This is a genomic window from Pseudooceanicola profundi, from assembly GCF_050897955.1.
In the GTDB taxonomy this organism is placed as follows: domain Bacteria; phylum Pseudomonadota; class Alphaproteobacteria; order Rhodobacterales; family Rhodobacteraceae; genus Pseudooceanicola.
The window spans coordinates 106,740-129,427 of sequence record NZ_JBPAXZ010000002.1 but is presented as its reverse complement, the minus strand read 5'-3'; the positions used below and the strand labels follow the sequence as shown (position 1 = coordinate 129,427).

At 61.5% G+C, this 22,688-nt stretch carries 23 protein-coding genes; 17 read left to right on the top strand and 6 right to left on the bottom strand.

The window, feature by feature from the left end; translation table 11 throughout:
* The first annotated feature begins 114 nt into the window (after window positions 1–114).
* From motA to repC, 6 genes are all read left to right on the top strand, one after another.
* The gene (gene motA / locus ACRARG_RS17530; protein ID WP_432691506.1) at window positions 115–981 is read left to right on the top strand and encodes a flagellar motor stator protein MotA; all 867 of its coding nucleotides are present in this window, start codon (window positions 115–117) and stop codon (window positions 979–981) included.
* 11 nt (window positions 982–992) lie between these two features.
* On the top strand, window positions 993–1,358 hold the full coding sequence (locus tag ACRARG_RS17525) for a hypothetical protein (protein WP_432691505.1): 366 nt from the start codon (window positions 993–995) through the stop codon (window positions 1,356–1,358).
* Window positions 1,358–1,777 (top strand): hypothetical protein, encoded by a 420-nt coding sequence (locus ACRARG_RS17520; RefSeq protein ID WP_432691504.1) that lies wholly within the window; start codon window positions 1,358–1,360, stop codon window positions 1,775–1,777. The genes ACRARG_RS17525 and ACRARG_RS17520 overlap by 1 nt, the downstream gene beginning before the upstream one ends.
* Window positions 1,778–1,934: 157 nt before the next feature.
* Window positions 1,935–3,110: a plasmid partitioning protein RepA gene (gene repA, locus ACRARG_RS17515; RefSeq protein WP_432691503.1), complete on the top strand. Its 1,176-nt coding sequence runs from the start codon at window positions 1,935–1,937 to the stop codon at window positions 3,108–3,110.
* Between the two features lies 1 nt (window position 3,111).
* Window positions 3,112–4,068 carry a plasmid partitioning protein RepB gene (gene repB, locus ACRARG_RS17510; RefSeq protein ID WP_432691502.1) on the top strand — a complete coding sequence of 319 codons (957 nt, stop codon included), beginning with the start codon at window positions 3,112–3,114 and terminating at the stop codon, window positions 4,066–4,068.
* Between the two features lie 187 nt (window positions 4,069–4,255).
* Window positions 4,256–5,428: a plasmid replication protein RepC gene (gene repC / locus ACRARG_RS17505; protein ID WP_432691501.1), complete on the top strand. Its 1,173-nt coding sequence runs from the start codon at window positions 4,256–4,258 to the stop codon at window positions 5,426–5,428.
* A gap of 11 nt (window positions 5,429–5,439) precedes the next feature.
* Here repC and fliI read toward each other — a convergent pair whose 3' ends face one another.
* Window positions 5,440–6,795, bottom strand: coding sequence for a flagellar protein export ATPase FliI (fliI, locus tag ACRARG_RS17500; RefSeq protein ID WP_432691500.1), 1,356 nt, complete (start codon window positions 6,793–6,795; stop codon window positions 5,440–5,442).
* Between the two features lie 89 nt (window positions 6,796–6,884).
* Here fliI and flgB point away from each other — a divergent pair, with 89 nt between their 5' ends.
* Genes flgB through flhB form a run of 8 tightly spaced genes read left to right on the top strand, consistent with a single transcriptional unit; the run spans window position 6,885 to window position 13,146 of the window.
* Complete coding sequence (gene flgB, locus ACRARG_RS17495) at window positions 6,885–7,280, top strand: flagellar basal body rod protein FlgB (RefSeq protein WP_432691499.1); 396 nt, start codon at window positions 6,885–6,887, stop codon at window positions 7,278–7,280.
* Window positions 7,281–7,291: 11 nt separating this feature from the next.
* Complete coding sequence (gene flgC, locus ACRARG_RS17490; RefSeq protein ID WP_432691498.1) at window positions 7,292–7,702, top strand: flagellar basal body rod protein FlgC; 411 nt, start codon at window positions 7,292–7,294, stop codon at window positions 7,700–7,702.
* Between the two features lie 18 nt (window positions 7,703–7,720).
* A complete protein-coding gene (gene fliE, locus ACRARG_RS17485; protein WP_432691496.1) occupies window positions 7,721–8,047 on the top strand; it encodes a flagellar hook-basal body complex protein FliE in 327 nt (108 codons plus the stop codon).
* A 10-nt stretch (window positions 8,048–8,057) separates the two neighbouring features.
* Entirely contained in the window at window positions 8,058–8,327 is a 270-nt protein-coding gene (locus ACRARG_RS17480) for a flagellar biosynthetic protein FliQ (protein WP_432691495.1), read from the top strand.
* Window positions 8,327–9,112, top strand: coding sequence for a lytic transglycosylase domain-containing protein (locus ACRARG_RS17475; protein ID WP_432691494.1), 786 nt, complete (start codon window positions 8,327–8,329; stop codon window positions 9,110–9,112). Before ACRARG_RS17480 ends, ACRARG_RS17475 begins: the two co-directional genes overlap by 1 nt.
* A gap of 1 nt (window position 9,113) precedes the next feature.
* On the top strand, window positions 9,114–11,255 hold the full coding sequence (gene flhA, locus ACRARG_RS17470) for a flagellar biosynthesis protein FlhA (RefSeq protein WP_432691493.1): 2,142 nt from the start codon (window positions 9,114–9,116) through the stop codon (window positions 11,253–11,255).
* Between the two features lie 3 nt (window positions 11,256–11,258).
* Window positions 11,259–12,011, top strand: coding sequence for a flagellar biosynthetic protein FliR (locus tag ACRARG_RS17465; RefSeq protein WP_432691492.1), 753 nt, complete (start codon window positions 11,259–11,261; stop codon window positions 12,009–12,011).
* A gap of 10 nt (window positions 12,012–12,021) precedes the next feature.
* Complete coding sequence (flhB, locus tag ACRARG_RS17460; RefSeq protein WP_432691491.1) at window positions 12,022–13,146, top strand: flagellar biosynthesis protein FlhB; 1,125 nt, start codon at window positions 12,022–12,024, stop codon at window positions 13,144–13,146.
* On the opposite strand, the gene ACRARG_RS17455 is transcribed toward flhB, so the two are convergent.
* From ACRARG_RS17455 to ACRARG_RS17435, 5 genes are all read right to left on the bottom strand, one after another.
* Window positions 13,147–13,767, bottom strand: a complete 621-nt coding sequence (locus ACRARG_RS17455; protein WP_432691490.1) for a PAS domain-containing protein — start codon at window positions 13,765–13,767, stop codon at window positions 13,147–13,149.
* A gap of 83 nt (window positions 13,768–13,850) precedes the next feature.
* A complete protein-coding gene (locus ACRARG_RS17450; protein WP_432691489.1) occupies window positions 13,851–16,421 on the bottom strand; it encodes an HWE histidine kinase domain-containing protein in 2,571 nt (856 codons plus the stop codon).
* A 7-nt stretch (window positions 16,422–16,428) separates the two neighbouring features.
* Window positions 16,429–16,914, bottom strand: a complete 486-nt coding sequence (locus ACRARG_RS17445) for a heme oxygenase-like domain-containing protein (protein ID WP_432691488.1) — start codon at window positions 16,912–16,914, stop codon at window positions 16,429–16,431.
* A 201-nt stretch (window positions 16,915–17,115) separates the two neighbouring features.
* Window positions 17,116–18,015 (bottom strand): AEC family transporter, encoded by a 900-nt coding sequence (locus ACRARG_RS17440; RefSeq protein WP_432691487.1) that lies wholly within the window; start codon window positions 18,013–18,015, stop codon window positions 17,116–17,118.
* A 79-nt stretch (window positions 18,016–18,094) separates the two neighbouring features.
* On the bottom strand, window positions 18,095–18,676 hold the full coding sequence (locus ACRARG_RS17435; RefSeq protein ID WP_432691486.1) for a TetR/AcrR family transcriptional regulator: 582 nt from the start codon (window positions 18,674–18,676) through the stop codon (window positions 18,095–18,097).
* 151 nt (window positions 18,677–18,827) lie between these two features.
* Here ACRARG_RS17435 and ACRARG_RS17430 point away from each other — a divergent pair, with 151 nt between their 5' ends.
* Genes ACRARG_RS17430 through ACRARG_RS17420 form a run of 3 tightly spaced genes read left to right on the top strand, consistent with a single transcriptional unit; the run spans window position 18,828 to window position 22,615 of the window.
* Window positions 18,828–19,310 carry a (2Fe-2S)-binding protein gene (locus ACRARG_RS17430; protein WP_432691485.1) on the top strand — a complete coding sequence of 161 codons (483 nt, stop codon included), beginning with the start codon at window positions 18,828–18,830 and terminating at the stop codon, window positions 19,308–19,310.
* Window positions 19,311–19,314: 4 nt separating this feature from the next.
* Entirely contained in the window at window positions 19,315–20,373 is a 1,059-nt protein-coding gene (locus ACRARG_RS17425; protein WP_432691484.1) for an FAD binding domain-containing protein, read from the top strand.
* Window positions 20,366–22,615, top strand: a complete 2,250-nt coding sequence (locus ACRARG_RS17420; protein WP_432691483.1) for a xanthine dehydrogenase family protein molybdopterin-binding subunit — start codon at window positions 20,366–20,368, stop codon at window positions 22,613–22,615. Before ACRARG_RS17425 ends, ACRARG_RS17420 begins: the two co-directional genes overlap by 8 nt.
* Window positions 22,616–22,688: the final 73 nt, after the last annotated feature.

Genomic DNA, 22,688 nt, shown 5'->3' with positions numbered 1-22,688 from the left:
CTGGAAACAATCGCCTTCTATTCTTGTTTATACTTGCGTCGAAGTCAATTATACATATGCTACAAAGCACAAAACCAGAATAAACAGGCACGTAGCAGAAATAGGTGGCAGCAGATGAACCTCTTCATCGGTTTGGCAATGGTCTTTGGCCTTGTCTTTGGGGGTTTTATCCTTTCGGGCGGCAAAATGGACATCGTGCTCCATGCCCTGCCTTTCGAAGGTATGATGATCATCGGGGCCTCTCTGGGCGCCCTCGTGATCGGGAACTCTTTTGGTGTCGTGAAGAAGGCCATGGGCGGCTTCGCCAAGGTCATCAAGGGGGCGAAATGGAAAGCGCAGGACTATAACGACCTGCTCGCGCTCATGTTCGAACTGACCCGCATCTACAAGGCACGCGGCATCCTCGCGCTCGACGATCATATCGAGAACCCTGACGGGTCGGAGATTTTCGGCCGCTACCCCAAGATCAAGAAGGATCACTTCGCGCTCGATCTGATCCGCGACAGTTTCCGCATGCTCTCCATGCAGTTCGACGACAAATACGGCACCGAGGACATCATTAACCGCAAGATCAAGAAGCATCATCACGAAGCGCTTGCCGGCGCCCATGCGATCCAGACCATGGCCGACGGCCTGCCCGCCATCGGGATCGTCGCGGCTGTTCTCGGTGTGATCAAGACCATGTCGTCGATCGACCAGCCGCCCGAGGTTCTGGGTGCGATGATCGGCGGCGCACTTGTCGGGACGTTCCTCGGCGTGTTCCTGGCCTATTGTATCGTCCAGCCTATCTCCGGTCGCCTGACCGAGATCGAGGACGAGGACGGCGCCTTCTACAGCGTGATCCGCGATATCTTTGTCGCCATGGTCGCCAACCACCCGCCCAACATCTGTGTTGAAATCGGCCGCGGCAATATTCCGACCCGGATGCAGCCCGACTTCTACGCAGTCGAGGCGGCACAGAAAGAATTGCCGGCCGCCTGATGCTGTCGCGCGTGACATTGACCGTCGCACTGGCCGGGACTCTTGTCGCCCCGGCCTTCATCGCGCCGGAATACGATCCTACGGGAGAATATGGGCGCCTGCTTCGCGTGGCCGTTGGCACATCGTCGGCGGAAGAAGCCCACAGCACCGAGGCAAGCCCCGCCGCAGAGGCGGCCACCGGAACGCTTCCTGACGACGCCCCGATGCGCATGCCTGCCGATCCGATTGCCGATGCGCTGGCCGCGGGCACGTCCCTGCATCTGACCCGCGCACCGTCTTATGTCGCCCTGCCTCCGGATATTCTGACCCGAATTCGCGACGAGATCCTGATCAAGGATGCCAAAGGTGCCGGCGCCGCCAAAAAGGGGTCGCACTGATGTCGGCCCGTCGGCGGCGCGCCCTGTCGGTCATGGAACACCTGCGTCGGGCCGATATCGACACCCTGCGCCGGGAACAGGCCGATGTGATCCGGGAGATGTCGGAGCTCACAGAAGCGCGCACCAGCCTGGAAGAGAAATTGCGCACCGAACGCCACAATCCGACACCGGAGGCCATGCCATACGTGGCCGGTTTTGTGGACGCATTGACCAGTCAGATCAATGCAACGAAGGCCCGAATCCGCGAGTTAGAGCCGATTTTGGCCGCGTTCGAGCGCAAACAGACCGCGCTGTTTCAGGAACAGAAGGTGTATGAGACGGTCCGCCTGTCGGATTTGCACCGTGAACGTGCCGAACGTCAGCGCAAAGAGCAGGCCGAAATCGAGGAGCTTACGCTGCTCCGCTGGGGTCGGGACTGACGCAGCCGGGTCACTTTATCCGGGTCAGACAAGATTAGATCCCCGTTACCATCAATTTCTGCTTGCCCGAATCCCCTTTATTCAGCATCTAATTACGGAACAAAGCGTTCAAAACGCCAAATTCCGTAACAAACGGACTTGAATGAGGGGCAGCCGCATGCGGCAAAACGAGCGGATCGACGTTCTCGTCGGCGAACATGCTGAGAAACTGTCTGAGCGGTTGCAGCAGCACCGTGCCCAACTCTTCCCGCCGAACGCCCGCAAGGAAATGCGCAAATTCGCCGCCGGTGAGGTCGCCGACCTACTGGGCGTAAAGGACAGCTATCTCCGCAAGCTGCATCTCGACGGCAAGGCGCCGGATGTTGAGATGAAGGGGAACGGACGTCGGTATTACACCTCTGAGGATATCCAGGCCCTGCGCCTGATGCTGGAAAAAGGCGCCAAGGCGCCCGGCACCTATGTTCCGGGGCGTCGTGAGGGTGACCACCTTCAGGTGATAACCGTGATCAACTTCAAAGGCGGCTCCGGGAAGACCACAACGGCAGCACATCTGGCCCAGAAGGCTGCAATGGACGGCTATCGTGTTCTGGCGATCGACCTTGACCCGCAGGCCTCCCTCTCGGCCTTGCACGGGTTTCAGCCTGAATTCGATCTTCTGGACGGCGGCACCTTGTATGATGCGATCCGCTACGAGGATCCCGTGCCATTGAAACAGATCATTCAGAAGACCTATTTCACGAACCTCGATCTGGTGCCGGGCAATCTCGACCTCATGGAGTTCGAACATGACACGCCCCGCGCTCTGGCGGAACGCAGCGGCGCGCTGTTCTTTACCCGTGTCGGCGATAAACTGGCTGAAGTAGAGTCTGATTACGATATCGTCGTGATTGATTGTCCGCCGCAGCTGGGCTTTCTGACGATGTCTGCACTGTCCGCGGCAACTGCCGTTCTGGTGACCGTACACCCCCAGATGCTGGACGTGATGTCCATGTGCCAGTTCCTGTTGATGACCTCCAATCTGCTTGGCGTGGTCAGCGAGGCGGGCGGAAATATGGACTATGATTGGTTGCGCTACGTCGTCACCAGGTACGAGCCAGGCGACGGCCCGCAGAACCAGATGGTCAGCTTCATGCGCTCTATGTTCGGGGACCATGTGCTCAATCATACGGTGCTGAAATCGACCGCGATTTCTGACGCCGGCATCACCAAACAGACACTATATGAGGTTGAAAAGTCTCAATTCACCCGCGCAACCTATGATCGCGCGCGCGAAAGTCTCGACGCCGTGAACGGGGAGATTGAGGGACTGATCCAACAGGCATGGGGGCGCTGATATGGCACGCAAGGATCTGCTTAAGAGTCTGATGAGCGAGGCCACCTCCCCCAAGCCGCAAGAGAGCCTGCCCCGGACTGAACCGGCGGCCCCTACCCCGGGGCCGAGATATTCAAAGGGTGCCATCGGCGCTGTGTCCGCCTCAATCGCGCAGTTGAAAAGCCGCGCTATCGAAGAAATAGACCCGAATTTGATCTCCTCCGGGGGTCTGGTCGACAGGCTGGGCGAGGATGACGACCACGAGTCGCTGAAAGCCTCCATCCAGGAATATGGCCAACAGGTCCCGGTTCTGTTGCGGCACGATCCTGCCGAACAGGGTCGATATCAGATCGTTTATGGCCGGCGAAGGGTCGCCGCGCTTCAGGCGCTGAACCTCCCGGTCAAGGCAATGATCCGGGATATGAAGGATGACGACCTTATCATCGCTCAGGGTCAGGAAAACGCCGCGCGCCGTGACCTCACCTTTATCGAAAAGGCGAATTTCGCCCGGCAGATGCGGGATCACGGGTTCGAAAGAAAGGTGATCTGCGACGCCCTGCATATCGATAAAACCGTGATCTCGCGCATGCTGAGCGTGGCGGATGCTTTGCCTCTTCCCCTGGTCATGGCCATTGGCCCCGCACCCGCAGCCGGCCGCGACCGTTGGCGCCTGCTGGCAGATCGTTATGCCGAACGGGGTGATGAAGCGGCTCTGACCCGCTATTTAGAGACCTCCACTGACCCGTCCGATGCTAAATTCGACGCCGTTCTGGAACGATTGGCAGAGCCACGCGCACCCAAGCCCGCCACCACGGATCAGGTTCTCACGGACGAAAAATCACAGACCATTGGCCGCGCCCGCAAAACGGGCCGAAAAACCGTACTGTCTTTCGATGCGAAAGAGGCCGACGGATTTGACGACTGGCTGATCGATCAGATGACAGAACTCCACCGCCAGTACATTTCGTCCCGGCGCTGACCCCAACGACAGAAAAGCAACCAGAAAAGGAGGCACGAGCAGAGGCAAATTCAAAGAAAAAGACCCCCCAGGACTATTCATCCCGAGAGGCCGTTTCGTTCTAGCACCTCGAATCTACCTCCTCTGGTTGACAGCTGTCAACACCGCCCAGGCGGTGAATGGGAAAGATTTGCCTTCGTGAGCAGTAATGAAAACACAGATCACGTCGCATTTTGGTGCGCGGCCGATCACGGCTGACCAGATCGAATATCAGCAGAGAATTGACACCGCTCCCCATCTCGAACCCGTGTCGAAATGGACGGTTCTGGCGCATCTCGGGCTCTGCGCCAAATCCCTGAATATCTCAGCGCGCAACCTGGCCGTCCTTCAGGTCCTTCTCAGTTTCCACCCTGAAGATACGCTAAACCCCGAGGCGCCGCTCATCGTGTTTGCCTCCAACGCTGCTATCCAGAAGCGCGCGCATGGCATGCCGGAAAGCACCCTGCGCCGGCATCTCATGGCCCTGGTGGACGCCGGGCTTTTGATCCGCCGCGATAGCCCCAATGGGAAACGATACGCCCGCCGGACCGGAGATGGACAGATCGGCACCGCCTATGGCTTCGATCTCAAGCCCCTTGCCGTGCGGGCTGCCGAGTTTGCGGCCCGCGCAGCCGAGGAACAACAGCGGATGGATGCGATCAAAACCGCCAGAGAGCTCATCACTTTGACCATGAGGGACATCTTCAAGTTCATTGAGTTCGCGCAAAGTCACGGAGCCGCAGGGAACTGGGACGCCTACGAAGACCAGACGCGCCTTATCCGGCGGACCCTGCGTCGCAATATGACCCTGATCGAATTGCGCGCCGCTCAAAGCGAATTGAGTGCCACTCTGCACGATATCAAGTCCATCACTGAACTCGCCCAGATCCCTCAGCCCGAAGATGCCACCGCGCAGAACAACCCGGAAATCGTCACGGAAACAGCGGAAATGAGCGGCAGCGGCAGTCAAAATGAGCGGCACTATCAGAGATCAGATAAAAAACATTCTGATAAACCTCAGGAGCTGACGCTTGCGCATGTCCTCAGCGCCTGCCCCGATGTTCATCCTTATACAGGCCAAACCCCGAGAGGTTGGAATGATTTCATCCGGTCTATGTCCATCGTGGCACCCATGACCGGCATCGACAGCAACAGCTGGAAGTCCGCATGCATAGAAATGGGGCCCGAGCGCGCTGCTGCGACAGTTGCCGCCTTGGTCCAACGATGCGGAGATATCAGAAACCCCGGCGCCTATTTCCGGGTTCTGACAAGGAAAGCAAAGGAGGGGCGTTACTCACCCCTCTCCATGCTTAACACACTCTCGGCTGCTCAGGCATGTTGACAGCTGTCAACTCAGTCGGGCTTGCCAACCTCCACACTGATCCCGGCATTGCCGAGCAGTTCGTAGAGTTTCGCAAAGGATTCCTCGCTCGGCGTCGTTTCTTTCTTGGCCTGGCTCAGAAAGGCTTCCGCAGGTTTGGCAAACCGGATGGCGGCATCCACATCCGCGTCGGTTCCCGAACGATAGGCACCGATACGGATCAATTCCTCCATATCGGCATAGCGGGCGAGGGCGCGTCGCGCCGCCTGAAGTACGGCATATTCCCCGGTATTGTGGCAGGCCGGAAGCATCCGGGAGATCGACTTCTGCAAGTTGACAGCCGGAAACCGGCCCTGCTCTGCAATGGCCCGGTCAAGCACAACATGGCCGTCCATAATCCCCCGCACAGTATCGCTGATCGGTTCGTTCAGATCATCGCCGTCGACAAGAACGGTATAAAGCGCGGTGATATCTCCACGCTCTCCGACGCCCGGACCGGCGCGTTCCAGCAGCTGCGGCAGTTCCGCAAAAACGGTCGGCGGATAGCCTTTGGTCGTCGGCGGTTCACCCCCGGCCAGACCGATCTCTCGCTGCGCCATGGCGAAACGGGTCACGCTGTCGATCAGCAGCAGAACCTGCAGGCCCTGATCGCGGAAGAATTCGGCAACCGCCGTTGCAGTCCAGGCCGCCTGACGCCGCATCAGGGGCGGTTCATCCCCGGTCGAGACGATAACCACGGATCGATCCAGACCCTCGGGACCAAGGTCTTCCTGAATGAAGTCCTGAACCTCCCGGCCGCGTTCGCCGACAAGGCCGACGACGATCACATCCGCTTCGCAACGCCGCGCCATCATCGACAGGAGCGACGACTTCCCCACGCCGGATCCCGCGAAAATGCCCATGCGCTGCCCACGGCAGAGCGGAGTGAAGATGTCAAAGACACGGACACCCGTATCCAGCCGGTCGCCAACCCGGCGCCGTTGGTAGGCATTTGGCGGGGAGGATTTCGGAGACCGGACCGCGCGGCCTTCGTGCAGCGCGCCGCGGTCGTCGATAGGCCGCCCAAGCGCATCAACCACGCGCCCGATCCAGCTCAGGTCCGGCCGGATCGTCTCTCCCAGCGTGCTGATTTCAACCCGGTCACCCACGGTCACGCCGTCCCAGGTGCCAAATGGCAGCACCTTGATCCCGTCGTCATCCACGGCAACAACTTCGGCAAGGACCTGGCCCTTCTTCCCGAAAATTGTGCAGCGTTGTCCGATCCCAAGCGCCCGGCTCAGGCCTACGACCGTAAGTGTCAGCCCGGTAATCTTTGACACTTCGCCGGCTATTCTTGGCCCTTCAGTGTTCCGAGCAAGGGTAGAGAGTTGAGAGAACGCTGTTTTCATAAGAACTATCCATTGCTCTTTTGCATTTATTCATGCTATTCTTGAAACGCTATATACTAATTCCATGCAACGCAGAAGGAAAACTTGACATGAGGCTTTCTGACATGTCGTTTTTCAATCTGGCGCATCGCCGGATGAACTGGCTGGGAACCCGGCAGCAGGTCATCGCGCAGAACGTCGCCAATGCAGATACGCCGGGGTTCAAGGCGCGCGATGTCGCGCCTTTCGCCGATGCGCTGGCCGGGTCGCGTGCAGGCGGGCTCAAAACCACCAACACACGGCATATTTCCGGGTCGGGCGCCACGGACGGCATTCGCACACTGGAAGACGAGGGCCCTTACGAAAGCTCTCTGGACGGCAACTCGGTCGCGCTGGAGCAGCAGGCGATCAAGGCCGCCGAGATTTCCGAAAACTACCGCATGGCGTCACAGCTGTACCGCAAGGGGCATGATCTTCTGACCCTCGCAGCCACCGGCATCAGATAGGAGGGGCGCGCATGGACCCGCTCAGCTCAATTCTCAAAATCTCGGCCAGCGGCATGCTGGCTCAGGGCGAACGGCTCAAGGTCGTTTCTGAAAACGTGGCGAACGCCAGTTCCACGGCGGACAAGCCCGGCGCAGACCCGTATCGCCGCAAGACGATCACCTTCCGCGAGGCGCTGGACGAAGCGACCGGCGCCACGACGGTCGAGGTCTCTGACATCGGCCGGGACCGGAGCGGATTCTCCATGCGGTACGAGCCCTGGCATCCGGCCGCGGACGACGCGGGTTTCGTGAAGGTCTCCAACGTCTCGACCGTGCTTGAAATGGCCAACATGCGTGAAGCGGCGCGCAGCTACGAGGCCAATATGAACATGTTCGAAGCGGCCCGTAAGATGCGGACCAATATCCTGGACCTCCTGAAATAGGCTTGAACAGAGACTGAAATGACCGAAAAGTTGATCTCAACCGGCCTGGTGAATTCCGCATACGGCTCGTCCCGCCTGCTTCAGGGCGGTGCCGTTCAGGATGCCGATTTTGCAGGACAGGCCGAAGGCCCGAGTTTTGCGCAACTTGTGCAGGGTGCCACCCAAAATACGGTGACAACAATCCGCGAGGCGGAGCAGGTCGCACAGGCCGGGCTGGCCGGAGAGGTCTCGGCCCAGCAGGTTGTCGAAGCCACTCTGGAAATGGAAACAACCCTGCGTATCGCTGTTTCCGTGCGCGACAAGCTGGTCGAAGCCTATCAGCAAGTGATGCAGATGCCGATCTGAGGACCATGACGTGACCGAGGCAGACGCCTATGACATCCTGTCGCAGACTTTCCTGACCGTGCTGATCGCCTCCGCGCCCATCCTTGCGGTGGCGCTGGCGGTCGGGCTGTTTATCGCGTTTTTCCAGGCTCTGACGCAGATTCAGGAAATGACGCTGACGTTTGTCCCCAAAATCGCGGCCATTTTCGCGGTTCTTCTGATCGGCACGCCGCTGATGTATTCGACAGTCCGCGAACTTGCCGAAAAGGTCTTTGACCTCATCGCCAGCGGGTCCGTCTGATGCGACGGGCCCTGGCGGTCTTTCTCCTGATGCTTGGCTCCATGCCTGCCACGGCACAATGGACCGGGTTCTACACGCCTTCCGATGCCGAGGCAGGGCAGGGGGTGGTTTCAGGCTCTGTATCGCAGAATGGGGTCTGTATCCGCGAAATACTTCTGGCTCAGATGCGGTATCAGATTCCGGGCAATCTTCTGCTTGCCATCGGTCTGCAGGAGTCCGGCATGTACCGGAACGGAGAGCTGACGATCTGGCCATGGACCGCCAATGCCGCCGGTGTCGGGCGTTATTTCGAGACCGAAGAAGAGGCGATATTCTGGGTGCGCCAGCAACAGGCCTCAGGTACGTCTTCGGTGGATGTGGGATGCATGCAGATCAATATGCACTGGCATCCGGAGGCGTTTGAAAACGTTACCGAAGGGTTCGATCCCCGCCGTAACGTGGCCTATGCCGCGCAGTACCTGCTGCGGCTTTACAATGCCAAGGGCGACTGGACGCAGGCGGCGGGCTCTTACCATTCCAAGACCGAACAGTATCAGACGGCCTATCTCGAAAGGCTGGACCAGAACATCAAGGTGGCCAACGCCCGTCTTGACGATTTTCGCCAGATGGCGGGCGCTGTGAACACGCGCGGCGACGGTTCCGGGCAGGGCGGACGCATGCCGACCTCCGGCGTATTCTGGACGGCTGATCTGGGCAATGACGCCGCAGAAGGGCAGGGGGGGCGCAGCCTGTTCGGGCCGGGCACCATCCAGCCTATCCTGCCGACGTTCAGCAAGGGGTCCTGACATGGCGGCACCGGACAGTTTCCAATCGCGTCCAAACGGATCGGTCTTTGAGCTCGGGCTGAAAAACCGCGACATCGGCTTCGCCCTGGGCATGGTGCTCGTACTGGCGGTTCTGTTCATTCCGCTGCCGGCGGTCATCCTTGATTTCGGTCTGGCGGTCTCGCTCTCGCTGTCGGTGCTGATCCTGATGGTTGCGCTCTGGATTCCCAAACCGCTGGAATTCAACTCATTCCCGACGCTGCTGCTGGTCGTCACCATGCTGCGGCTGTCGCTGAACGTGGCCTCGACCCGGCTTATCCTGTCCGAAGGGCACACCGGACCGGGCGCCGCCGGCGGCGTGATCGAGGGCTTTTCGCGTTTTATCGTCTCGGGCAATTTCGTCATCGGGATCGTGATTTTTGCGATCCTCGTGGTCATCAACTTTCTGGTCATCACCAAAGGCTCGACCCGGATCGCCGAAGTTTCGGCCCGATTCAGCCTGGATTCGATGCCCGGCAAACAGATGGCCATTGATGCCGACCTTGGCGCGGGGCTGATCGACGACGTAGAGGCCAAGCGGCGGCGCAAGGATCTGGAAGACGAAAGCGGCTTCTTCGGGGCCATGGACGGTGCGTCGAAATTTGTGCGTGGCGATGCCGTTGCCGGGATCATCATCACGCTGATCAACGTGATCGGCGGCATTCTGATCGGGGTGCTGCAATACGACCTGTCGTTCGGGGCCGCGCTGAACAGCTATACGACGCTGACGATCGGTGACGGCCTTGTCACCCAGATCCCGGCGCTGATCGTGTCGCTGGCCGCGGGTCTGATCGTCACCAAAGGCGGTACGGAAGGGGCGGCGAACGAGGCGGTCATCGGCCAGCTGTCCCGCTTCCCCAAGGCGCTTTACATGGCGGCGGGCATGCTGGGGCTGATCGGGCTTCTGCCGGGCTTTCCCCTGCTGATTTTTGTCATCATGGGCGGCGGGATGGCGACGCTTGGCTGGTATATCCAGCAGCAGGAAGGCCGGGCGGAAGAGGCCGCGCGCCGCGCACGCATCCAGGAAGAGGCCGCAGGCGATACCGCCAAGGAAGACAGTGTTCAGCAGAACATGAAGCTGGACGATCTGCGCCTTGAGATGGGCGAGGGTCTGGTCCCGCTGATGTCCACGCCGGATGCGGCTCTGCCCGGCAAGATCAAGTCTCTGCGCAACCTGTTTGGCCGCGAATTCGGCTTTGTTCTGCCCTCCGTCCGGATCACGGATGAACCGACCCTGCCGCCAAATACCTATGCGATCCTCCTGCAGGGGGTCGAGGTCGCCCGGGGCGAGGTCCGCCCCAACGGCATGATGGTGGTCAATCCCGCTGACAATCCGATCCAGATGAAGGGCGAGGTCGCAAAAGATCCGACCTTCGGCCTCGACGCGCTCTGGATCCAGCCCAATCAGGCGTCGGAGGCCGAACGGCAGGGCTATACCGTGGTTGATCCTGAAAGTGTCATCACCACGCATCTGACCGAAGTGGTCAAAGAGAATATGCCCGACCTGCTGACCTATGGTGCGACCCAGGATCTGATCGAAGGGCTGGAGCGCGAATATCAGAAGTTGATCGGCGAAATCGGCGGCGCCTCTCCGGCGATCCTTGTTCAGCATGTGCTGCAGGCGCTTCTGACCGAACGCGTGTCGATCCGGAACCTGCCCCTGATCGTGGAGGCCATTGCCGAGGCCAAGCGCGGATCGTCCAATGTCACCACGATCACCGAACACGTGCGCCGTCGTCTGTCCAACCAGATCTGCAAATCGCTGACCGACGAGACCGGGTTCATTCCCGTGATCACGCTGTCTCATAAATGGGATCAGGAATTTCTCGACAATATCCGCACCCAGAATGACGACCGGAACCTCGTCATGTCGCCGCAGCGTATCCAGGAATTTGTCCTCGACGCCCGCAAGGCCATTCAGGAACATGCGGCGCAGGACCTCTGGCCCGCGATCCTTGTCGCGCCCGAGGCCCGCAGTTTCATTCGCAACATGCTGGAACGGGTCAGCCCGATGACGCAGGTGATTTCGCATAACGAGGTGCACAGGTCTGCCAATCTCAAGACGCTGGCCACGATTGGAATGTCATCGGGGCAAGCCGCGCAGATAGCCGCACCGAAAGGCTGATGCATGGACCTCTCGGCCTTCCTGAATGTCCAGTTTCTGTCAGTGGCCATCACCTTTGCGCGGATCGGCGGCGCGATGATGTTTCTGCCCGGCTTCGGAGAACAGTTCATCACCGTGCGGCACAGGCTGGCCGGCGCGCTTTTGCTGTCCGCGGCGCTGACACCTGTAGTCGGCGGGGCGGCGCTGCCGGAAACGCCGCTGGAGCTGATCCGGGTCTTTGCGATCGAAATAACAATTGGCGTCTGGATCGGGCTCTGCGGGCGGGTCTTGCTGGCGGCGGTGCAGGTGGCGGGGGCACAGATCGGCATGGTCTCCGGCCTTGCCAACGCCTTCGCGCCCAATATGGGCTCTTTTGAGGGGGCGACGATCATCGCCTCGGCGCTGCTCATGGCGGCGATCGCGGTGATATTTGCGGCCGATATCCATCATCTTATGATCGCCTCGCTGATGCACAGCTATGATATCTTTCCGGTCGGGGTGCTGATGACCGGCGATATGGGGCAACAGATGGCGAAAGCCGCCATGGCGTCCTTTTCCATCGGGGTGTCCATGTCCGCGCCGTTCTACGTCATTGGCATCGTGCTGAATACGGGTCTGGGTCTGACCAACCGCATGCTGCCGACCCTGCCGGTGTTCTTCGTTGCCTCGCCCGTTCTGATCGTGGCGGGGCTGTTTGTCCTGGTTCTTTCGGTGCCGTCGGCCCTGCGAACCTTCGTCAGCCGCTTTACCGAGTGGCTGGGCGTTCTGACCTTCTGAGGAGGCGCGGATGGCAGACGACGAGGACAAGCAGAACAAGACGGAAGAACCGTCAGAGCGAAAACTCCGAAAAGCGCGGGAACAGGGGGATGTGCCGTCATCCAAAGAGGTCGGCAATCTCATGTCGGTCCTGTCGCTGTTCCTGGTTGCGGTGATTTTTCTGCCTCAGCTCGGCTCGACGCTGGCGGGTGTTCTTCGCCGGGTGTTTGAAAATGCCGGTCAGGTCCGGATCGGCCAGGACGTGCAGGGCATACGCGATCTCTCCCAGGTCACGGGCGAGTTGATTGGCGGCATCGCAACTGTCCTTGCGCCGGTGGCGGGCGTCATGATCCTGGCCGCGATTGCCGGCGTCCTCATCCAGGGAGAGGTCGTCGTTGCAGTGGAACGGATACGGCCCAAGCTGGACAAGCTGAACCCCATATCCGGCTTCAAGAAGATCTACTCGCTCGACGCGATGGTGGAGTTCCTGAAAAGCATCGCCAAGGTGCTGGTCGTGGGTGCGATATCCATCTGGATCGCGCAATCTGCCGTACGGGGTATCTGGCAGTCGGAAAATGTCCTGCCTCAGGCCATTCTGCCCTATGTCGGTGGCTATGCATCGCAGCTTTTGATCATCATCACGATCATTCTGGTCTTTGTCGCCATCGCCGATGTGTTCTGGAAACGCGCGCAGTGGATGAAGAAACAGCGGATGTCCGTGCAGGAAGTCCGGGACGAACATAAGGATATGGAAGGTGACCCGCAGATCCGCGCCAAGCGGGAACGCGAACGCCGCAAGCGGTCGCAGCAGCGCATCGCGACGGCGGTTCCGAAATCCACCGTCATTCTGACCAACCCGACCCATTTTGCGGTCGCGCTGAAATACGAGAATGGCGAGGACGCGGCGCCGGTCTGCATGGCCAAGGGCGCCGATCTGATGGCGGCTCAGATCCGCCGCATCGCGCGAGAGCACGAAATCCCGATTGTCGAGAACAAGCCGCTTGCCAGGGCCCTGCATGACGTGGCCGAAATCGACGAAGAAATCCCCTATGAGCACTGGCAGGCCGTGGCCGAGATCATCGGCTACGTCATGGACCTGCAGCGCAACATTGATCGCGATCCGCCGCAGGGGTCGGCGCTGCGCCGGGAAGATTGATCAGGCAGAGGGGGCGTTGTCGTCCGTATCTTCGCCATATACCGCGTGACGCAGCTTTGTCAGGGCGGCATCGGTCCGTTGCGCCGCTGCCTCCAACCCGGAGGCCAGCTCTGCCAGAACGGGGCCGCTGGGTGACCGGCTCAGGACCCTTGCGCTACTGCCGCTGATACTGGCGACATTCGCCATGGCATGCAGCAGCTCCCGCACGTCAGAGACCGGGATTGTCACATGATCATCCCGGGTCGGATGCCCCTCAGGTGCCGGTGACAGGGTGGCAATCGCGGCGCTTTCGTCTCGATGCAGCGGCAGCAGACTGATCTCAAGACGCCCCGGTGCCAGCGCCGGAGCGGTTTCGGCAACAGTATGCGCATAGTGTCCGCCAAGAGCCCGGCTTAACGCCTGATCGACAGATGCCTGATCCTCACGACGCCAGATGTCGATCCAGTGCGCCCCTTTCAGGGCGCCGGCAGTGCGCCCCAGCAAGTCCGGGCTTGTCTGGCTGACCGCGTTTATCAGACCGGATTGATCGATGACCATCGTAACCGCCCCCGCATTTTCCGGCATTCCGTCAATCAGGGCGCCGACGGCAGCATCATGAAAAGGGGTCCCGATATCGTTCATCGAATCTCCGCACAGGTCAGTGGACAGCGCAGTCGTAATCAACACGACCCCCTGGCGATACGGTGAATTCAGTAAAATGCAAACTAATTTACAAAGGCGCGGGCCAGCGCATCACTCAGCGATGTCCCTGAAAACGGTTTCTGTACGACCTCGCAGGGCGGATAGGCTGACAACAGATCAGGTGCCGCACCGTAGCCAGTTGCCAGAACAAAGGGGATATTCGCGGCGCTCAGCCGTTCGGCCACGGCGACGGATTGTTCGTCGCCCAGGTTCACGTCAAGCAGCGCAAAATCCACCTCATGGCTGTCGAGATAGGACAGCGCCGACTGGACCGAAGACTGGATCGTGACCTCCGCCGCGCCCAGCGATTCCAGAATGCCCGCCGCATCCATCGCAATGATCAGCGTATCCTCCAGCACAAGCCCGCGTCCGGACAGCCGGAACGCCTGTGCGTCGGTCTTGGGCGCGACCGGGGCCTGCGGCTCTTCGTCGGTCTCGGCCACCGAAGCGATGCTATTGGCAGGAATACGGAAACGGGCTTCCACACCCGAGATCTTGTAGTCGATCTCGGCATCCCCGCGCAGCTCGTGAGGAATGGACTCCTCGATGATCATCGATCCGAAACCGCGCCGTTTCGGGGGCTGGACCGGCGGCCCGCCGGTTTCCTTCCAGCTCAGCAACAGCGCGTCGGAATGGTCGAACGTGATATCCACATGTACCTGGCCCGACTGATCGCACAGGGCGCCGTATTTGATCGAATTCGTTGCCATTTCGTGCAGGACGAGGGCCAGGGTCGTATAGGCCCGTGGCTGGATCATGGCATCACGGCCGCGGATGATGACCCGTTGCGATTTCGTATCCGCATAGGCTGCAAATTCGCACTGGATCAGCGATTTCAGAGACGTCGGCTCCCATCGTTCCGACGTCAGCTGGTCATGAGCACGGGCCAGCGCATGGATCCGCCCGTCAAGGTTTTCGGTAAATTCCTCCAGCGTGCGGGCCGTGGATTTGGTCTGCGCCAGCAGGCCGCGCATCAGATTGAGGATGTTCCGCACGCGGTGGTTCAGCTCAGAGATCAGCAGCTGCTGCTGTTCCGACGCCCGCTTTCGTTCCAGGTTCGAGGCATCCGTGACCTTCAGGAACACCTCAAGAAGGATTTGCCGCAGAATCTCGGCGGCGTGGGTTTCCTCGGCCAGCCAGGGGGCGCTGTAGCCCGATACCGTCTCCTGCCACAGCTCAAAGCTTTTGCGTGGGGTGAGCCGCGATCCGTTTGGCCCCAGCGTCACTGGTTTCTCCGGGTTTCCGGCCCATTTCACGGTTTTCTGGACCGGCCCGCGGAACAGAACCAGGTAATCGCGCGGCCGGCGCGAAATCGGCACAGCCAGCAGGCCCGTAATCCTGTCCTCGTACTCCCGCGCGGGCTCGTGGACATTGCCTAGATGGTCCGAGGCAAAGACGCTCGTGCCAATGCTTCTGTCCAGCATGCGGGAGATCGACAGAAATTCATCTTGGGTCGGCACCTGTCCTGTCGCGAAAAAGCGGTCCTTTTCAAAAAGGACCAGCCCGTCATGGGGAATGATCTCGGAAATATCTTCGGACACGTCCAGAAGGCTGTCTGAAAGCGGCCGCCCGTCGGCCATATGCCCCATCAGCATGGTCTGCAGACGGCTGGTTTTGGTCGCGGCGATCTTGCGCTGTTCGTCTTCGTGCCGGCTCAGCTCGTAGGAGAACATATGCCCGAACATTTCGACGGCCGTTCGCCGTTCGTAATCGATATAGCGGGGTGACTGATGGTGACAGGCAAACAGCCCCCAGAGCTCCCCGTCCTTGATGATCGACACGGACATGGAGGCTTCGATGCCCATGTTCCGCAGATATTCGATATGAATGGGCGACACGGCCCGGGTCACGGCCAGCGACAAGTCGAGCGGTGCGCCGCCGGGCAGAAGACCGGGGCGGATGACGCTGCCTGGATCGTTGATATCGGCGATCAGCCTGAGCAGGGACCGTTTGTACAGCGTGCGGGCCTGAGCGGGAATATCGGATGCGGGAAAGGCCATGCCACCATAGCGTTTCTGGCCGTCCAGCCGCTGCTCGGCCAGAACCCGCCCGGACTGGTCGGGCTGAAACTTGTAGACCATCACGCTGTCAAAGCCGCTGATCGCCTGCAAGCCGCGGGCCGCATCCCGTGCCAGTGTTTCCAGACCGTTGTTGCGGCGCAGCGCAGCGATATGCGGGTAGACCTCCGTCATCACATCGCGCCCGCGCGGGGTGAGTTTCGGTTCAAATTCAACGATCAGATGCTGGCCCGACTGATGCAGGCTGACATCAAAAGCGCGGCCCGTCGATTGCAAGGTGACGTTGAACAGACGCACGCAGCCATCCGGATTCTCGACCGCGCGCAGATTCTGCCGGACACGGTCGAACCCGTCGGATACGATCAGCTCGGCCAGCGGACGGCCAAGCGCGTCCTCAAAACCGATGCCCAGAATTTCGGACAGGTTTTCAGAGGCATGCTGCACGATCCAGTCGGAGGATACAGCCAGAAGCGCGCCGTAGCTCTGCACCCGGCCCAGCAGGTGTATCGGTTCGCGGTCGCAATTGGTCAGGTCGACTGTCGGAGGAGCGGGGCTGTCTGGCGGGGTGGATGTCAAAACGACCTCAGTGCGTCTGTATCTGTGCGGCGCGGGAAAACAACGAGAACCCGGTCCGGGCATCGTCAATAATGCGGGCCGCACGTGGCAAAGCCGGATCAAGCGCGTTCAGCCGCTTGAGAAAGCGCTGCCACAGCGGCGTATCAGACGGCGCCAGGAAATAGGCCGGGATGCCAGGGCCATTGGCGGCAAACAGACGCCGGTAGAGCATCGTCGTGCCAAGCCGCGACCCGAGGATGAGATAATCCACCGACAGAGGGTCCAGCGGGCCTTCGGGGTCGATCTGGCGGGGCGACACATTGCGGACGGCCAGATCGAAATCCAGCCGGTCGAGCAAATCTTCGATGATATGGGCGCTGAGCGTATCGCTGCCCTCTGTCCGGCTCATGTGGACGCTCAGAAGCCCCGCTCTCTGACTGGCAAGGAACCAGCTCAGATGGCGCTCCGGGTTGCGCATGAAGTCTTCAAACAGGGTTTCTGTCGCCACATGCATGTCGCGCGTTTCCCGGCGCAATGTCTGATGGAAAGTTTCCGGTTTCGTCTGTGCTCGTGAAACGGACGGCTCCTCGACCCGTCCTTGTGCGATTTGTCCGACTGTCAATTGCCTGCCCTGCTTTTTGTGCCCAGCCGTCAACGCATGAGGTCGTATCCGGTTCCCGTCTTCCTCGAATTTATTTCGGGCCATTGCTACGGATCATACGGACATCAGGATCAGCCAGAGCGGCAGGGTCAGACAGCCGAGGAATGTCATCTGTGCGATCAGCACGGCGACCTCCTCGCGGTTGGCTCCGAAAACCGACGCGAGGACATGCGCGGCAGAGGCTGTTGGCAAAGCCGCAAACACCATCAGCACCGTCGCCCGGTCATGCGACACGCCGGCCAGCGTGGTGACCGCGTAAACGGTCAGCGGCAGCGCAATCAGCTTGATCGCCAGCAATGCCATCTTGAACGGATCGACCCGCCGCAGTGCCTCCCAGTGCAGGGCGCCGCCAATCGACAGCATTGCAATCGGCAGCGTCGCCTGAGACAGCCGGTCGATCGGGGCCAGCACGATCTCCGGCGGACGCAGATCGGCCACCGACAGCGCCAGCCCGGCGAGCGAGGCCAGTAGAAACGGGTTCAGCGCGATCTGCGTCATCGTATGGCGCAGTGACATCGCATTGCCGCGCGACAGCCCGGCCACGGCGAGGATGTTCGCCACCGGGATCGCCAGCCCCACGGCGATCGACAAAAGCCCGCGGTATTCCGGCGGAAACCCCTGAATGGCAACAAACCCGAGCGCCGTATTGAATCGCCAGGCACATTGCCACATCCCCGCGAAATCCAGGAACCGCGCCGGCCCCAGCGGTCGTACCAGCCAGGCCAGCGCCAGACCCAGCCCCATGATCGCCCAGACCCCCGGCCCGATCAGCAGCAGGTCGGCCCAGTCCGGACGGCGGCCAAGCGCGGCCAGAAAGATCAGCGCCGGGAAGAGGACAAAGTAGTTCAGCTTGTCGATCGCAAGCCAGCCCGCCTGAGGAATGCTGCGCCGCAGGGCTGCGCCCAGGGCAATCAGCACGAAATCGGGCAGCAGGGACAGGAGGATGGCGGACAAAGGCGGCTCCGGACGGGTCTTTGGTCAACAAGACCGGAAATTGGCCCGGATGCAATGACAGGGGCGGCGTTGCGCCGGGTCAGGCCCGCACAGTCAGCCCATCCACGAAGATGTCGAGCAGTTGCAGCGCGCCCACCTGCCAGTCCGGCGCGTCGCGCCCGTAACAGATGCTGAAAAAGGCACGCATGACCTCTTCGGCGCCGACATCGTCTCTGATCCGCCCCTCAGACACGCCGCGCGTGACGATCCTGTCGACCGCGGCGAGGGTGCGGGCGGAATTCTCGGCAAAGAATGTGCCGTTTTTGTCGAACACCGGCTTCAGCGCGGCCAGCATGCCGCGTTTCGTCGCCACAAGCCGCACGCAGGCATGCATCCAGCGGCGCAGGGCCACGATGGCATCGGGTTCCGCCTCCAGCGCCTGCGCCAGCGCGACCATCTCGTCCACCTCGTGGCTGTAGACGGCCTGAAACAACGCCTCTCTCGTCGGGAAATGCCGGTAAAGCGTGCCGATCCCCACGCCCGCATGCCGCGCCACGGCCTCCAGGCTCGCCTCCGGCCCGCCGGTGGAAAACACCTCCGTGGCAGAGGCCAGCAGCTTTGCCCGGTTACGGATGGAATCCGCCCGGACCTTGCGTGTGGATTTCTGCGAAACCTCGCCCATCTTTCCCGTCTGCACCTTTCGACTTGATAAACGGAGGCACCCTCCGTATATTGAGGATCGAGGGGCCAAGGATAGCCCCCATTCTGCACCCGATCCTCCGGGGACGAAAGAGCCCCCGGCCATTGCCATACATATCATATAGGGAGGGACCATGCCCCTTTCCATCCGACTTGCCGTCAACGGCGAGCCGCGCGATGTCGTTCTGGACGATCCGCGCGCCACGCTTCTTGATGTTCTGCGCGACCGTATTGGCCTCACCGGCTCCAAAAAGGGCTGCGACCGCGGCCAGTGTGGCGCCTGCACCGTTCTGGTCGACGGCCGCCGAATCAACTCCTGCCTTGCCCTCGCCGTCAGCCTCGATGGCGCCGAGGTGACCACCATCGAAGGCCTCGCCCAGGGCGAGGACCTGCATCCCGTTCAACAGGCCTTCATTGAACATGACGGCTTTCAGTGCGGTTATTGCACGCCCGGCCAGATCATGTCCGCCGTGGGCCTGATCGGGGAGGGGGGCGCCGCCGATCCCGAACATGTCCGCGAAGGCATGAGCGGCAATATCTGCCGCTGTGCCGCCTATCCCGGCATCGCCGCCGCTGTCGCAGACGCGCAGCGCCGCATGGCCGGGCAGAAAGGATAACAGTATGAAGACGTTTGACTATTCCCGTCCCGCCACGCTGGCGGAGGCGCTCTCCAAAGGTGCCGAACCGGGCGCGCGTTACATCGCGGGCGGAACCAACCTGATGGATCTGATGAAGGCCAATGTCGCCCGGCCAGACAAGATCATCGACATCTCCCGCCTGCCGGAACTCTCCGGCATCGACATGGCCGAAGACGAGGGGCTGCGCATCGGCGCGCTGGTGCGCAATGCCGATATGGCCCGCGATCCGCGCATCGCCCGTACCTATCCCGCGCTGGCGGAGGCGCTGCTCTCCGGCGCCTCGCCCCAGCTGCGCAATATGGCGACGCTGGGCGGCAACCTGATGCAATCGACCCGCTGCCCCTATTTCTACGATGCCCATTCCGCCTGCAACCGGCGCGATCCGGGCGCGGGCTGCGATGCCATCGGCGGGGAGACGCATAATCAGGCGGTGCTCGGCTGGTCCGATCAATGCATCGCGACCCATCCCTCCGACATGGCCGTGCCGCTGGCAGCACTGGGCGCGGTGGTGGAAATCGCCGGGCCCGAAGGCCAGCGCGATGTTCCGGTGATGCAGTTCTACGCGCTGCCGGATGCGACCTCTCCGGGCGGGCCAAAGCTCAATCAAGGTGAAATAGTCACTGGTATCCATATTCCCGGCGGGATGGAGGCCTTTGCCGATCACTCCCGCTACCTCAAACTGCGCGAACGCACCTCCTTCGCCTTTGCGCTGGTCTCTGCCGCGGCGATGCTGCGGATCGCCGGTGGCCATATCACAGAGGCGCGGATCGCCCTTGGCGGTGTCGCCGCTGCCCCCTGGCGCGTGGAAGAAGCGGAGGCGCTTCTGACCGGTACGACGCCGGGCACCGAGGCTTTCGCCCGCGCCGCCGATATCCTGACCGCCGGGGCCGCGCCTTCCGGTGACAATGCTCACAAGATCGACCTCGCGAAACGGATCGCGGTGCGGGCGCTCACGCTGGCCGCCGCCGGGACGCCCGCCGAAATGCCGGCGCTGCCCGCCTCCGTCTTTGCCGCAGAAACAGGGGAACCCGCCCATGCCTGATACGCTCTACGAAACCGGTCACGTCCGGCTCGGCTCCAATGCCGGGCAGCCGATGACCCGCCGCGACGGCATCGCCAAGGTGACCGGGACGGCCACCTATGCCGCCGACAACCGCCCCGAGGGGCTCTTGCATGCGGTCATTGCTACGGCCAGCATTGCGCGCGGCCGGGTCACGGCGCTGGATACCGCAGCGGCACTGGCCCATCCCGGCGTCGTTCATGTGATGACGCCGGAGAACCGGCCGCCGCTGTCGCTCGATCCCGATGGAAAGGCCTACCCCTTTGGTTTCCGTACCGAAGCTTTGCAGAGCGACACTGTCCGCTATGCCGGCCAGCCAATCGCGCTGGTCGTTGCAGAAACCGTCGAGGCCGCGACCGAAGGCGCCCGCCTGCTGAATCCGCGCTACAGCATGGACCCCGCCCGCGTCGATTTCGATACGATTCCGCCTGAAAAAGCGGAAACCGTCGGGATGGGGATGGAGCCCGTTTTTACCAAGGGCGATGTCGACACAGCCCTGCGCGACGCGGCCGAGACCTCAGAGACGCATGTCGCGACGCCACCGCAATATCATAATGCGATGGAGCCGCATGCCATGGTCGCACAATGGGACGGGGATCGCCTGACCCTGGATTCGCCCAATCAGGCGTTGGTCATGGCCAGCCGGACCTATGCCGCCTTCTTCGGTCTGCCGGAGGAGAATGTGACACTCCGTTCGCCGTATCTCGGTGGTGGGTTCGGGTCGAAAGCCATCGTGCTCGGCCCCTATCTGATGGCGATCCTCGCGGCGCGGGACCTGGGCCGTCCGGTCAAGCTGACGTTCCGGCGCGACCAGATGTATGGGCCCACCGGCCATCGCGGGGCTACACGGCAAAAGCTGACGATTGGCACGGATGCGCAGGGGCATATCCAGGCAATTGACCACCATGCGACGGCCGTGTCCTCCAGTTTCGACGTCTTCTCCGAACCGGCGGCGCGGGCCTCGCTCAACACCTATGCGGCGCCGGCGCTGCGCAGCTCGCATGACCTGGTGCGGATGGATGTCGGCACGCCCGGACCCATGCGGGCACCGGGAGAGGCGAGCGGCTCCGCCGCGCTTGAAATCGCCATGGATGTTGCTGCGGAAAAGGCCGGGATAGACCCGCTTGAATTCCGCCTGCGCAATTATGCGGAGGTCGATCCCGCCTCTGGCAAGCCGTTCTCTGCCAAGTCGCTGCGTGAATGCTATGCCGAGGGCGCGAAGCGTTTCGGATGGGAGGGGCGGCCGCTTGCCCCCCGCAGCATGAGCGACGAACAGGGCATGCTGATCGGCTGGGGCATGGGTACGGCGCTTTTCCCAGCCCCCATGTTCGCGGCTTCCGCCCGCGCCGTGTTGCGCGCGGATGGCTCGGCCTTGGTCGAAACCTCCGGCGCCGATATGGGGCAGGGGGCCTGGACGGCGCTGGCCCAGATCGCCGCCGACGGGCTGGGCCTGCCAATCGACCGGGTTGAGTTCCGCTCCGGCAATTCGACCCTGCCCGATGCCGGTGTCGCCGGCGGGTCCGGCCATACGGCCTCCGCCGGATCGGCGCTTTTTGCGGCGGGCGGAGATGCCATCCGCCAACTGGCAGAACTGGCCGAAAACGACCCTGACTCGCCTCTTTTCGGGTCCGGCAATGCCGGGTTCGAGGCGCGCGACGGCTACCTCGTAAGCCGTGCCGATGAAAGCCGCCGTGAAAGCTACGTCGATATTCTGGCCCGCGCCGGTCGGGCGGAGATCGAGGGCAAGGGCCAAGGCAGCCGCAACCCCTCTTATGCCGATAGCCACGCGATGTTTTCCCACGGGGCCGTCTTTGCCGAGGTGAAGGTTGATCCCGATCTGCTCCAGATCCGGTGCACCCGGCTGATCGGCGCCTTTGCTGCCGGTCGCATCATCAACCCGCATCTGACGCGCAGTCAGTTGACGGGCGGAATGATCTGGGGTCTGGGCTTTGCCCTGCAGGAAGAGGCGCTGCACGACCGGCGGACGGGACGCATCATGAATGCCGATCTGGCAGGCTATCACGTGCCGATCCAGGCCGATGTTCCGAATGTGGAGGCGTTCACGGTCGCGGAGGACGATCCTTATGTGAACCCGCTGGGCGTCAAGGGTGTGGGCGAGATCGGGACCACCGGGACCGCCGGGGCGATTGCCAATGCGGTCTGGCATGCAACCGGCGTTCGGCCACGGTCCTACCCGATCCATATTGCCGATCTTCTGGTCTGACAGACAGCTGCGGGACCGTGCCGCAACGCGCGGTCCCGCAGGGCTGAAATAAGTTGCGATCCGGCAGCTGAAT